This is a genomic window from Flavobacterium sp. FlaQc-52 (assembly GCF_044007495.1).
Lineage (GTDB): Bacteria > Bacteroidota > Bacteroidia > Flavobacteriales > Flavobacteriaceae > Flavobacterium > Flavobacterium cupriresistens.
The window spans coordinates 667472-680107 of the sequence record NZ_JBIPCV010000002.1 but is presented as its reverse complement, the minus strand read 5'-3'; the positions used below and the strand labels follow the sequence as shown (position 1 = coordinate 680107).

Below are 12636 nucleotides of genomic sequence, written 5' to 3'. Positions count from 1 at the left end.
TTTTAAAGCTATGTCTCTATGTGTTAAAAAATTAGTCACAACTGACTAGTGTTAGTTTTTATTTATAAAATTTTATTTAACACATAGAGACATAGATTTTCTTTAACATAATGAAGAATACAAAAAAGAAATACATTTCTTCACATAGATTTCTATATGATTTATCAATAAGTGAAACCCCTCTTTTTAAGCTTTTAAAGCTATGTCTCTATGTGTTAAAAAATTAGTCACAACTGACTAGTGTTAGTTTTTATTTATAAAATTTTATTTAACACATAGAGACATAGATTTTCTTTAACATAATGAAGAATACAAAAAAAGAAATACATTTCTTCACATAGATTTCTATATGATCTATGAATAAGTGAAACCCCTCTTTTTAAGCTTTTAAATCTATGTGTCTATGTGTTAAAAAATTAGTCACAACTGACTAGTGTTAGTTTTTATTTATAAAATTTTATTTAACACATAGACACATAGATTTTCTTTAACATAATGAGGAATACAAAAAAGAAACACATATCCTTCACATAGATTTCTATATGATTTACGAATAAGTAAAATCCCTCTTTTTAAGCTTTTAAAGCTATGTCTCTATGTGTTAAAAAATTAGTCACAACCGGCTAGTGTTAGTTTATTATTTACTGTTCGTGCAATTTGCAGCGGGTTATTGTTTTGCAACTCGGCTGGCAACAAATCGTCCGGCCAGTTCTGATAGCTCAAAGGACGCACCCATCTGTAAACAGCATGTGTTCCTACTGCCGTAAACCTCGAATCTGAAGAGGCTGGATACGGTCCGCCGTGTAACATAGACGCGCATACTTCAACTCCTGTTGGAACTCCGTTAAAAATCAAACGTCCAACGCGATTTTGCAAGGCAAAAATTACGGCTTGGTGTTTTTGTAATTCCTTCTCCTCACTGATAATTGTTCCGGTTAACTGTCCATCTAATTTATTAATTATTTGGATCAACTGTACCTCATCCTCACATTCCACGAGAATCGAAAAAGGTCCAAAAACCTCATGACTTAATGATTCGTTTTTTAAGAAATCTTCTCCGCTTACTTTCAAAATAGTCTGACGACCGTAATTGGGTGATACTTCTCCTTTAAACTGAGCGACTTTAGAAACCCCTTTTTGGCTTTCCTTTTCTGCAATTCCTTTTTCAAAATCAGCTTGCATCGAGGAGTGCAACATACACAAAGGCTCTATTTTTTCGATGGCTGTTGTTAATTCGGTCTCAAAATCATTTAATTCAGCTCCTTTAACTGCCAGTAATAAACCGGGATTGGTACAAAACTGACCCGCTCCTAAAGTAATAGAACCCGCATAAGCAGCTGCCCATTTCTGACTGTTTACTTTCAAAGCTTCAGGCAACAATACAACAGGATTAACACTTCCCATTTCGGCAAAAACCGGAATTGGTTCGGGACGTTGCGCTGCCAAATCGCACAAAGCACGACCTCCGCTAATACTGCCTGTAAATCCAACTCCTTTTACTAGTGGATGTTTTACCAAACTGGTACCTAAAGTTCTTCCACCTCCTACCAGATTTGAAAAAACACCTTCGGGCATATTTGTTTTTTGTGCTGCTTTAATAATAGCCGAAGCAACCATTTCTCCGGTTCCAATATGCATGGAATGGCTTTTTACAATCACCGGACAACCCGAAGCTAAAGCCGAAGCGGTATCTCCTCCTGCGGTTGAAAATGCAAAAGGAAAGTTACTGGAGCCAAAAACTACAATTGGTCCTAATGGTACCAACATCTTGCGTAAATCTTCTTTTGGAGCCGGTTGTCGGTCCGGTATTGCAGTGTCTATTGTAGCCTGAACCCAGCTTCCCTCGGTAAGCATAACAGCAAACGAACGCAATTGTCCGATCATCCTGCCTCGTTCTCCTTCTGCTCTTCCCCTTGGAAAACCGGATTCGCTACAATATTGAACCAACAATTCGTCCCCTAACGCTAAAATTTCATCTGCTATAGCATTTAAAAACTGCGCTTTTTCTAAACCGGAACATTTTTTATAACTGGTAAATGCCTGATTGGCTAAAGCAACAGCCTCTTCAATTTCATCAGGAGTTGCTTCTGTAAAAACCCAAGGATTTTCGATATTTAATTGCGGATTAAACGTTTTTACGGTTTTTGTTCCCCCAGCTTTGAGTTGACTTCCTATATAATTTTTTCCTGTAATCATGTTTGTTGGTATTATAAATAAATATTATGCCTACTTAAAAGAATGTAACCTATAAAATCGATTCTAATGATTGTACTATTTTGATAGGCTACCTTCCTAAAAATCTTTTTTTTTAAACACATAGAGACATAGTTTCATTTCTCTGAAAAGGCGTTTCACTTTGTTTAAAATCACATAAGCTACGCGTCAAATTATGATTTGCCATATACTTCTTCCTGCTTTTTTTCTATTTTCCTATGTGTTAAAAATAATTACTCGTTGAGCAACATTCCTATAAGTTTTTATAATCCGGTAATGTTGGTCTGGTACGCAATCCCTCGGCTATGATACCCAAAACTTTCTCTCTTTCTGAACCCTGAAGTGGTAATCTTGGGGCACGAACGTGCTCGCTGCCTATTCCTGTAGCCACTTCTGCCAGTTTGATGTTTTGCACTAAAAAAGAATTAATGTCCAACTCTAATAAAGGTAAAAACCATCTGTAAATTTTTAAAGCTTCATCAATTCTTCCTGCTTTAGCCAAGTTAAAAATCGCGACAGTTTCTGCCGGAAAGGCACAAACCAAACCTGATACCCATCCGTCAGACCCCATCAATATACTTTCTAATGCTAATGTATCAACGCCTGATAAGATTTTTAAACGATCTCCAAAACGATTAATCAGTCGCGTCACATTTGAGATATCTCTTGTAGATTCTTTTACGGCCTGAATGTTATCGTATTTTAATAATTCTTCAAACATGTCTAAGGTCACTTCGATTTTATAATCGACAGGATTGTTATAGACCATAATCGGAAGAGAAGTATTTTTGGCTACTTCAGAAAAGTAAACTACCGTTTCGTGATCAGAAGCTTTGTAGCGCATTGGAGGCAACATCATCAAACCTTTTGCTCCATCTTGCTCCGCTTTATTGGCTGCCAAAATTGCTCCTCTTGTAGTTTGTTCTGCAATATTCATAATCACAGGTACTTTACCATTAGTAAGTGCAACAGTATGTTTGACCAACTCTCTTTTCTCGTCTTCCAAAAGTGTACTGGCTTCCCCCAATGTTCCACCTAAAATAATTCCTGATACACCGGCCTCTAATTGTGCCTTCATATTAACTTCAAACATATTGAAGTCTAACTTATCATCTGCAGTAAATTTTGTAGTTACTGCCGGCATAACGCCGTTCCATTGAATACTCATACTATTGATTTTTTATTATAGACCAAAATTATCTAGAAACAACAGAGCATTCAGGCAAATAATTACCTCAAAACAATACTATATTACCCTGTATAGTCAATAAACATAAAAAACTGATCACTATATCATCATTTTTTTGTTAAAATGCAATATATTTGATTATAACTAACCAACCAAACCATGAAAGTTTTTCCATTTAAGATCCCCAAATCTGGAGAAGAACCCCTTATCTATCAAGAAGATATAGAAATCTCTTTTTACGACAAATTACACCAACACGAAGAAATTCAGATCAGCTTTATCGAAAAAGGAGAAGGAGCCATTTTTGCCGGAGACACCATTTCACAATATCGCGAAGGCGATGTATTAGTGATTGGCAGTAATTTACCCCACGTTTTTAGAAGCGACGTTCAGGAAAACGAAACTTCTATTATGCGAACTTTATTTTTTACTTTTAATTCTTTTGGAAAGGATTTTTTTGAATTGCCTACCTTCAAAAACATTCATCCGATCTTAGAAAGCAGCAAAAATGGATTCATCATTCACAATGCTCCCAAAAAAGTCACTAAATATTTTAAGAAGCTCAAAAAAGCGGACAGCTATTCTCGTTTTATATTGTTTCTGGATATTGTAAAATGGCTTTCGGTCTCAGAGAACAACTCGCTCTCTAATTACTTGTATCATAAAAAAATAACGGATAATGAAGGCAAGAGAATGCAAACCGTTTTTGAATATGTAATGACCAATTTTCAAAAAAACATTACTCTTGATGAAATCGCCTCCATAGCGAGTATGACTAAAAATGCCTTTTGCCGGTATTTTAAAGTCCGGACCAACAAATCTTTTTTTCAGTTTCTCATCGAAGTCCGGATTGAGCGGGCGGCAAAACTATTATCGAGTAGCGGAGAGCTCTCTGTATTAGAAATTGCAGAGTTATGCGGGTTTAATAACATCTCTAATTTTAACCGAAAATTCAAAGAATTAAAGCAACTTTCGCCCTTGCAATACCGAAAACTTAATTTGTAAAAGGATAAATTTTACGCTTTCTATAATAGTCTCTCCGTTTCACTCTAAATGAAACTGAGAGACTTTAGTATAAAACCTATGCTACTCCAAAGTATAATTCCCATTGAAAATCCGCCAATTATTCCTGTAGCAAGTCGCATCAAATTACTGTGGTATTTCTTGAGTGTGTTTTGTAAATACCAATCGGCAAACATTACACCTAATCCAAGAACAGCAATATAAAACGACGGCAAATAATACCAAAAAAAACATAAGGCACTTGAAATATGTCCAATACTGGCGCCTAAACATCTGGCACAAAAAGGCATGTGTTTTTTATTAATGGAGAAGCATCTTTCAGGAATTCCGTGACAGCCTAATGTATATTCGCTTAACTTCATTTACCAGGAATGTTTACAATTTAAACAGGTCAATCTAACTTTATTTGATTTATGTGTACCGCATAAAAGTCCAAAAGGACCTGCTAGTATGGCACCACAACAAGCTTTTTTTCCACTAAATCCTTTTTTGTCCGCATAAACCTGATTGGATCTGCATTTTGGACAAATGAGGCCGTCATTATTCCCAGTGGACTGTGCAGTAACTGTTGTATTTTTTTTCTTGAAACTTCTAATTAGTTCCTCTTTTTCCGTACCTGAAAGTGTTTCTAAATAATTATCAACATCTTGCAAATTCATTCCGCTTTGTTCTGAAATGAATTTTTTAAATTGTAATTTCTGCATGGTATCCAGTTCTAAATCTACTACTGTATTTTCTACTGGTTGCTGATATATTCCTTTGGCTTTATTTGAAAAACATTTTAGACAAATTTCAGTTCCGTCTTTTTGTTTTCCCTGGCCAAAAGTTGGTCTGTTTACAAAACCAATTTTAACGCCACAATTACTGCATTTTGACATAATTTACTTTGTTATTTAGATTAGATTTTCCTTAATTATTCTAGTACAATATCATATTACTTGCCATTGGCACAAACGCTATTGTTTTATTTTTACCGGCACTGCCCCATATAGTAGAGAAGAACCTGCTACTTCAGTAATATTAACTTCTAATTCATCTGATGTAGTGACCTTACTAACATTGACATCAAGCATTGAACTACTTTTTATGTTGACATCTATTGTGCCATTAGAATTTACAGGCACTAAAGCGTAATTCGTATTTAAAAACGGTTTCTTATCTTCAGATTTTAAACTTCCTCCATAAGCTTTTGGAATAAAGTCAATACTTTTAAGCGTAAGAATGCTTAGACAAATTGCGATAACGGTCAAAATAAACTTGGTGTAAAAATCTGATTTCATAATGGTGGGTTTTATGTTATACTACTTATAGATCTAGATTAGGTTTTTAAACTTAAAAGCAAAGTTCCTTGCGGTCCAATGAAATCAATCACTTTTCTAAGTTCTTTAAATCATCAACCGAATAAAATTTAAGGTTATTTTCTATTGCGAATGCACAAAGCTGTTTCAGTAATCCGATCGGAGTTTCTAACCTGTCGTTTACTTTGTCTACTGTTTTATGTCCGTAGAAAATGACAATCTTATTGTGCTTTTTTGCGTAAAGTAAAAGGCTTTTGTAATATTCCAGATTAAACTGTTCGTAGTCTTCGTCTATTCCTAAACCGTAGATCACACGTTTGTTCTCATAATAACAATACTGAGCTTCCGGTCTAAGTTCGCCGTAAGTTGTACCTCTTATAAAGTCAAAATATTTGAGTAGCCTTTTATCCAACTGACTGTTTCTGGCTCCGTCGGGATAGGCAAAAGACTTTATATCAAATCCATCTTTGCGCATGATTTCTTTTAGCGGAAGGATTTCGTTTTTTATATAAGCGTCGAGTCCATATTGAGCGGCATATTTAACGGCATTTTCATGATTGTAACCATGTCCGGCTATATCATGTCCCATATTCTGAAGATAATGCAGCTTTTCTTTTTGTTCCGGTGTAAAGGCACTATACTTACAGATAAAAAAAGTAGCTTTCCAATTGTAGGCACGCAGTTCTTTTTCGGCATTGTACCAGGTATCTACATAATCGTCATCAAAAGTTAATACAATCCCGGGTTGGTTAGGGAGTTTCTTTTTTGGTGCAGCGGGAATGTCACCTTTGACATCAAAATCCACAAAGAGGATTAACACCAAACTAATCAATACCAACACCGCTACAATTTTTAATCGTTTCATATAAATTACAATTATACTCTCAAATATAATCATTAAATCAAATGAATAACCTTGTTAAATAATTAATTCAGGCTGCCTGTTGTTCTGTTGACAATTTAGCTCCAGCTAAACTAAGTTAATGCTGTTTTTTCACGCAGATTTTGCAGATTCTGCGGATTTTTTCATTTTAATCCGCTAAAATCTGCGTGCGACTTTTTTTGATAATCCTTAACTTAATGACATTGAGGTAAAGCGAGAGGTTATTCAAAAAGCTTTCGATTTTAATTATTAAAATCATTATTTTTTACTCTGTACCTTAGATACTTAGAATCTTTTTGATCTTTTAAAAATCATTATTATTCGTTTTTGAAATGCTCCATCACTATCCTCTTTCTGTTTCTTGCAATCGGCAAAACGGTGTCCTTTACGGAGAGTTTGAAACCGTCAATATGTGTTATGTATTTTGCATTCACAATATAACAGCGATGAATCTGTAAAAAGTCAGCATTGGAAAGCTCATCCATAATGCCTTTTAAGGTTTGATGAATGATGATTTTTTTACTGTTCTCTGTATATATTTCAATATAATTCTGCATACTTTTGATATACATTATTTGCCTTGGATGCACTTTTACAGTCGTCCCGTTTTCTTTAAAAAACAAAGGTTTCGAAATCAGCTCCTGCTGATACATTAAATCATACAGCTTTTTGGCTTTAAAAACCGCGGCTTTAAAGTCTTCAAAAAAGATCGGCTTTAACAAATAGTCTACAGCATTTACCTTATAGCCTTTGAGGGCATACTCCGAATAGGCTGTTGTAAAAACAATCATCGAAGGTTTGTCTGCAATTCGTTTTGCAAATTCCAGTCCGTTAAGCAATGGCATTTCTATATCCAGAAAGATCAGGTCAATGGTTTCTGTTTTTAGTTTTTCGAGAGCCAGATGTGCATTAGAAAATACCCCTTCATTACTTAGAAAATCAATCTCTTTTATAAAAGAATCCAGACCTTCTCTGGCAATTCTTTCGTCGTCAATTACGATACATTTCATTCGTTAGTCAAGTTTAATTTAAGGCTTACACTATAAGAGTCTGCTTCAGAAACAAACTCTAAATCATAATTGTCTTTATAGGAAAGTTCTAATCTTTTCTTAGCATAAGTCAACCCTACTCCCGCCTTCTTGCGATTTAACACTTCTGAATCGAATGAATTTTTTATCTTCAAAAACAATTGATTTCCCTCTTTTAAAAAAACATGCAGTTCTATGTAGTTCTTTTTTTCGCTGAAAGAAGAAACGTGTTTGAACGCATTTTCTACAAATGTCGATAAGAGAAAAGGAATTACCAAAAGTGTATTTTCGGGTATGTCCCATTGACAGGAAATCTCAAGATCTTCCTCCGAGCGGCCTTTTTCTAACTCAAAATAATGTTTTAGAAAAGTAATCTCGCTGTCTAATCTGATCCATTTATTCTGAGATTCGTAGACGTAATAACGCAATATTTTACTGTAGGCCGACAACAATTCTAAGGCTTCATCCTGGTCCTTACGAATCAAAAACTGAAGGTTATTGAGTATGTTAAAGGTAAAATGCGGGCTAAGTTGGGTTCTTAAATGATCGATTTCCATTTCCAGCACACTATTTCTTAGTTCCTGGTGTCTTTTCTCTGCGACGACATTCTTTCGAAACATTTCGATAGAATAACACATACCCGAAACTAAGATACTGGCCATAAACGTTCCAAAAAACATGGAAATCATATCGTTTTTCGTATAAACAGCTTCAGGCATCATAAAGCGAATTATTAAATAACATTCTATTGTAATAAAAAAGGCCGTGATGGAACTAATAAAAAGTACCGAAAACACGAATTTTCCCGTATCATGTGTTTCCATATATTTTCTTATAAATACATTCAGAAAACATACATGCAAACGCAGGGTCAGCACATTACAACCTGCAGTTAAAAAAGCACACGGAAAACTAAATTTTGGAATACCGGAAAGCATTAACTGCAAAAAAATAACAAGGAATAAAAAGATCCAAAAAAGAAGGCTGATTCTTTTGATTGTAAACATACTGATAAAGTTTGATTGTAAATTTAATGCATTTTCTATCATATCAAGAACCACTGGTCAACAAATGCAAGCCATTGGTCAAAACCAAAAAAAAACTTTTAACTCTTGGAATAGTTTTGCCCTGTCAAATAAAAAAATTAAATCATGAGAACATCTTCCTTACTTACTTTGTTAGTTTTACTAATGGGAATCACGCAGGCTAAAGCACAAATATCTATTCAAACCGAATATATTGGGGAATCACGCTACGGCGATGAAGAGAATAACAATATTGGAAACGGTAAAGGATCCGCAATCGTTTATCAGGCCACTGCCAATATTCCGATTTCAATGAAAACGAACAAAGACAATCTTCCTGTTGTTTGGGGCGTATCCCTAGCGGGTGCTTACGCTTCTTTGGACAATAAAAATTTTACCGAAGAACTTGTTGTATCCGATATTGTGAATGCATCCTTTTCGTTGTATAATATGCGTCCGATTAGCAAAAAATGGAGTCTTCTGACAGCAGTTGGAGCGGGAGTATTTACAGATCAAACCCAAATCTCTAAAATGGGCGCCAGAAATATTCTTGGAAACGCGGGTGTCATTTTTATCAAAAAAATCAATACTAAATTAGATCTGGGTGGTGGACTTGCTTTCAACAATTCATTTGGGTTCCCTATGGTATTCCCGGCTTTATATCTTAGCTATAATTCTCCCGGGAGATACGTCTTTAATGTTTCACTTTTAGATGGTGTACGAGCGTCAGCAGGATATCAACTGACAGACTACTTTACACTAAGTATTGTTGGATTGATGAATGGGCAAATGGCACTTACTCAAAGAGCAGGAAAAGAGGTCATCTTTACCCATCAATATATGGTCGGAGGATTAAGACCGGAGTTTAAGATTAACAAACACATTACGATCCCTATTACAGTGGGAATTAGCGGAGCACGTCCAGCCTATTATGCAGAGAAATCTTTAAAAAGTATGTTTAGTACTAAGGATAAATTTCAGTTTAAATCTGCTCCTTATGCTGCTGTACAAGTCAATTATAATTTTTAATGGCTTTTATAAAGCGTTCAAATCTATGCATCAAATTCAAAAGTTGTGGAGGGAGTAAAAATCTCGCAGAGTCGCAAAATCGCAAAGTTTTAATGAGAAAGGGGAAAGCTTAAAAATAAGAAGACAAAACTTAGCGGCTTGGCGACTTGGCGAGATCATCAAAGATAGAAGTCGGAAAACAGGAACTCAAAAAGCTCTGATGAAAAGTATAAGATCTGCGACTTCTAACAAAAGAGAGTTTCTAAAAATTATTCCGCAACTGTTTTAAACTTAAAAAAAATAAGGGCAGTATAGTCTTACTGCCCATCACCTTAAATTATCAGTAGTATTATGATTTCTTTTCTAACAGCACTTTTTACTTATTTGCTTACGTCGCTTTCGGTTATTCCGAGTAATCCTTTAAACAATTCAATCCATTTTCCTGAATCGATTAATTTTCAGACACAAACGTCAAATAAGAATTAAACCACTTATTCATTAGTCGCAATTGCCTATAAATGCGTTTCGTTATTGCGCTCTATTGATTTCTTTTTAGTCCTCTTGTTATTATTTAGAATGCGATGTACAAAGCAAACTTACCGCTCCTAACAATGCAGCGGCTTCATTGTCATTCGAAACAGAAACCTGAACTTCGATACCGACTTCTTTTACACTTTTCGTAAAGGATGGCAAAAATAAAGCACCGGCATTGGCTATTTTACCACCGATAATAATGTGATCCGCACTGAAATTTTGTATCCACGGAATAACAATTGCTGCTAAATCAGTACCCATTTTTTCGAATACGCTGATTGCTAATTGATCTCCTTTTATTGCCAAATTATACAATTCTAACCCATTATTTAGTGTTGTACCACTTAAAGCATGATAATGGGATAAAAGCCCACGTACCGAAACATAGTCTTCGGCAATACCTTCTTTATAAGGCAGATTGTATATTTCTCCGTCTAAGGGTACCAAATCTCCTGTGGTTACCGAAACTCCTTTGTCAATAAAACAAGCCCCTAAGCCTGTACCCAGCGTAATTGCAATTACTTTTTTGGACAAGTTTTCTTTCTGTTTGAAAACCTCTCCTTTTCCAAAACAAACGGCATCATTTTCAAAAAGTACCGGAAAATCGGCTGAGAGACTAAGACTGTCCAAAAGCAGATTTCTAACATTCAATCCGTAAAAATGTTCGTATTTGGATTGTCCTTTTATCCAACAAACCCCTTCCTGATAATCAAACGGACCGGGCATACACACTGCCAAACCAGCCATACTTTCAATTTTAGAATTTTCTATTGCGGCAGAAATTGCTTTTTCCCAAATGGTCATAACCTGATCAACCGGTAAATTAGAGTCAAAAGATTCTTTTTGCAGAGAGTAGTCGATAACTTTCATCTCTGTTATATCGATAACTGCTGCTGTAATATGTGTCCCCCCTATATCTAGCCCAATGGCGTGTGGTGTATTCATTTTTCCTCGTTTAACTTGCTTCTTTAAATATTTTTATTCTTTAAAATTTGTGGATATTTGTTACTGGTGTGAACAATCATCTCGCCAAATAAGGTATTTGCCCAAGCAAACCATTTTCGGGTAAATTTTGCAACATCATCTTTATGAAAAGATTCGTGCATAAATCCGGTATCTGCATTTGTTTTGATCAGATTGCTAATGCAGGCTTGTATTTCTTTCTCGTCAACACTTGTAATCGCTCTCAGCACAATACTCATCGGCCAAATTGTATCTACTCCTGTATGCGGACCCCCAATCCCCTCTCCTGCTTTTCCTTTGTAGAAAAAAGGATTGTTTTCTGAAAGCACCACTTTTCGGGTGTTAAGATATAAAGGATCGTTTGGTGCGATTGCTCCCAAATAAGGCAATGACAGTAAAGAAGGAACGTTGGCATCGTCCATCATGTGAAAACTACCGTATCCGTTCACTTCAAAAGCAATAATTTTTCCGAATTTCGGATGGTCTATGATTCCATTTTCTTTTAATCCTTTTTTTACCTGCTCTCTTAGTTCTTTTGCTTTGGCCACTAAATCAGTGTCTTTAAGTGCCGGCAAAGAGAATATCTCGATCAGATAACTCAATATTTCAATCGCAAACATATTGCTTGGAATTAAATAAGGCAACAAAGTACAATCATCACTTGGTCTGAACGTTGACACAATCAATCCACAAGGTTTTACCGGATAACCGTAACCGGCTAATGGAACCCCATCTGTAGCCCAGGCCGTTTGACGTTGAAAACTGTATGGGCCTCCTTTTCCGTCTAAACGTTGTTGCTCTTTAAAAGTTTGCAGTATCAATAACATCGCTTTTTTCCATTGGTCGTCGAACAAACTGATGTCTCCGGTTTCTTTCCAATAGCCATGCGCCAATCGAACGGGATAGCACAAACTGTCAATCTCCCATTTTCTTTCGTGAATACCGGGTTGCATTTTGGTCAGGTCATTTTTCCATTCGCTTTCTTTAGTAAAATCTTTATAAAAAGCATTGGCATACGGATCTAACAAGATACATTTTGCCTGACGATTGATTACCCCTTTGACCAATTCGGCCAATTTAGGGTCTTCTTTTACAAACGGAATATAAGGCCAGATTTGCGCTGTACTGTCTCGCAACCACATCGCATCAATGTCACCTGTAATTACATAGGTATCGGGTTTTCCGTCAATGATTTCAAAATCGACTGTCGTATCTAATGTATTGGGAAAGCAGTTTTCAAACAACCAAGCCAATTCGGGATTTGCGATTTGTTTTTTGATTCTGACAATTGCCGCTTCGACTGCTTCACTGGTAAATTTTCTTTCTGCTAACGGAGGTCTTTTACTCACAAAATCTTTAACCGTAAACTGAAAATCATCCGAATTTAGTCCAAAAGCATTTGCTTGAATGGCCAATAGTCCTGCTGAAAAAATTCCTGTATTTTTTATAAATTTTCTACGTGATTGCATAA

Annotated in this window: 12 protein-coding genes; 2 read left to right on the top strand and 10 right to left on the bottom strand. The window is 35.7% G+C overall.

The annotated features are described in order from the left end of the window. Nucleotides 1–609: 609 nt before the first annotated feature. Both ACHRV5_RS06670 and ACHRV5_RS06665 read right to left on the bottom strand, forming a co-directional pair. Complete coding sequence (locus ACHRV5_RS06670; protein ID WP_395426202.1) at nt 610–2196, bottom strand: aldehyde dehydrogenase (NADP(+)); 1587 nt, start codon at nt 2194–2196, stop codon at nt 610–612. 271 nt (nt 2197–2467) lie between these two features. After that, nucleotides 2468–3382 carry a dihydrodipicolinate synthase family protein gene (locus ACHRV5_RS06665; RefSeq protein ID WP_047776536.1) on the bottom strand — a complete coding sequence of 305 codons (915 nt, stop codon included), beginning with the start codon at nt 3380–3382 and terminating at the stop codon, nt 2468–2470. Between the two features lie 180 nt (nt 3383–3562). Between ACHRV5_RS06665 and ACHRV5_RS06660 the strand changes: the two genes are divergently transcribed. After that, nucleotides 3563–4408: an AraC family transcriptional regulator gene (locus ACHRV5_RS06660; RefSeq protein ID WP_047776535.1), complete on the top strand. Its 846-nt coding sequence runs from the start codon at nt 3563–3565 to the stop codon at nt 4406–4408. Nucleotides 4409–4452: 44 nt separating this feature from the next. Here the strand turns inward: ACHRV5_RS06660 and ACHRV5_RS06655 are convergent, their stop codons facing one another. The 6 genes from ACHRV5_RS06655 to ACHRV5_RS06630 all read right to left on the bottom strand — a co-directional run bounded on the left by ACHRV5_RS06655 (nt 4453) and on the right by ACHRV5_RS06630 (nt 8642). Next, on the bottom strand, nt 4453–4788 hold the full coding sequence (locus ACHRV5_RS06655; RefSeq protein WP_395426201.1) for a DUF2085 domain-containing protein: 336 nt from the start codon (nt 4786–4788) through the stop codon (nt 4453–4455). Next, nucleotides 4789–5304, bottom strand: a complete 516-nt coding sequence (locus ACHRV5_RS06650) for a hypothetical protein (protein ID WP_395426200.1) — start codon at nt 5302–5304, stop codon at nt 4789–4791. 78 nt (nt 5305–5382) lie between these two features. Further along, nucleotides 5383–5706: a hypothetical protein gene (locus tag ACHRV5_RS06645; protein ID WP_395426199.1), complete on the bottom strand. Its 324-nt coding sequence runs from the start codon at nt 5704–5706 to the stop codon at nt 5383–5385. 88 nt (nt 5707–5794) lie between these two features. Continuing rightward, complete coding sequence (locus tag ACHRV5_RS06640; RefSeq protein WP_395426198.1) at nt 5795–6589, bottom strand: polysaccharide deacetylase family protein; 795 nt, start codon at nt 6587–6589, stop codon at nt 5795–5797. 335 nt (nt 6590–6924) lie between these two features. Further along, entirely contained in the window at nt 6925–7617 is a 693-nt protein-coding gene (locus ACHRV5_RS06635) for a LytR/AlgR family response regulator transcription factor (protein WP_395426197.1), read from the bottom strand. Then, nucleotides 7614–8642, bottom strand: coding sequence for a sensor histidine kinase (locus tag ACHRV5_RS06630; protein ID WP_395426196.1), 1029 nt, complete (start codon nt 8640–8642; stop codon nt 7614–7616). The genes ACHRV5_RS06635 and ACHRV5_RS06630 overlap by 4 nt, the downstream gene beginning before the upstream one ends. Nucleotides 8643–8786: 144 nt before the next feature. Here ACHRV5_RS06630 and ACHRV5_RS06625 point away from each other — a divergent pair, with 144 nt between their 5' ends. Next, a complete protein-coding gene (locus tag ACHRV5_RS06625) occupies nt 8787–9689 on the top strand; it encodes a DUF6268 family outer membrane beta-barrel protein (protein ID WP_395426195.1) in 903 nt (300 codons plus the stop codon). A gap of 546 nt (nt 9690–10235) precedes the next feature. Here ACHRV5_RS06625 and ACHRV5_RS06620 read toward each other — a convergent pair. Next, nucleotides 10236–11147 (bottom strand): ROK family protein, encoded by a 912-nt coding sequence (locus ACHRV5_RS06620; RefSeq protein ID WP_395426194.1) that lies wholly within the window; start codon nt 11145–11147, stop codon nt 10236–10238. A gap of 23 nt (nt 11148–11170) precedes the next feature. Next, the gene (locus ACHRV5_RS06615) at nt 11171–12634 is read right to left on the bottom strand and encodes a glycoside hydrolase family 125 protein (RefSeq protein WP_395426193.1); all 1464 of its coding nucleotides are present in this window, start codon (nt 12632–12634) and stop codon (nt 11171–11173) included. Nucleotides 12635–12636 lie beyond the last annotated feature (2 nt).

Excerpts from the sequence above, each read along its gene's own strand:
- ACHRV5_RS06645 (WP_395426199.1), bottom strand. The coding sequence starts at position 5,706 with ATGAAATCAGATTTTTACACCAAGTTTATTTTGACCGTTATCGCAATT.
- ACHRV5_RS06615 (WP_395426193.1), bottom strand. The coding sequence starts at position 12,634 with ATGCAATCACGTAGAAAATTTATAAAAAATACAGGAATTTTTTCAGCA.
- ACHRV5_RS06620 (WP_395426194.1), bottom strand. The coding sequence starts at position 11,147 with ATGAATACACCACACGCCATTGGGCTAGATATAGGGGGGACACATATT.
- ACHRV5_RS06650 (WP_395426200.1), bottom strand. The coding sequence starts at position 5,304 with ATGTCAAAATGCAGTAATTGTGGCGTTAAAATTGGTTTTGTAAACAGA.
- ACHRV5_RS06625 (WP_395426195.1), top strand. The coding sequence starts at position 8,787 with ATGAGAACATCTTCCTTACTTACTTTGTTAGTTTTACTAATGGGAATC.
- ACHRV5_RS06655 (WP_395426201.1), bottom strand. The coding sequence starts at position 4,788 with ATGAAGTTAAGCGAATATACATTAGGCTGTCACGGAATTCCTGAAAGA.
- ACHRV5_RS06670 (WP_395426202.1), bottom strand. The coding sequence starts at position 2,196 with ATGATTACAGGAAAAAATTATATAGGAAGTCAACTCAAAGCTGGGGGA.
- ACHRV5_RS06630 (WP_395426196.1), bottom strand. The coding sequence starts at position 8,642 with ATGTTTACAATCAAAAGAATCAGCCTTCTTTTTTGGATCTTTTTATTC.
- ACHRV5_RS06640 (WP_395426198.1), bottom strand. The coding sequence starts at position 6,589 with ATGAAACGATTAAAAATTGTAGCGGTGTTGGTATTGATTAGTTTGGTG.
- ACHRV5_RS06635 (WP_395426197.1), bottom strand. The coding sequence starts at position 7,617 with ATGAAATGTATCGTAATTGACGACGAAAGAATTGCCAGAGAAGGTCTG.
- ACHRV5_RS06665 (WP_047776536.1), bottom strand. The coding sequence starts at position 3,382 with ATGAGTATTCAATGGAACGGCGTTATGCCGGCAGTAACTACAAAATTT.
- ACHRV5_RS06660 (WP_047776535.1), top strand. The coding sequence starts at position 3,563 with ATGAAAGTTTTTCCATTTAAGATCCCCAAATCTGGAGAAGAACCCCTT.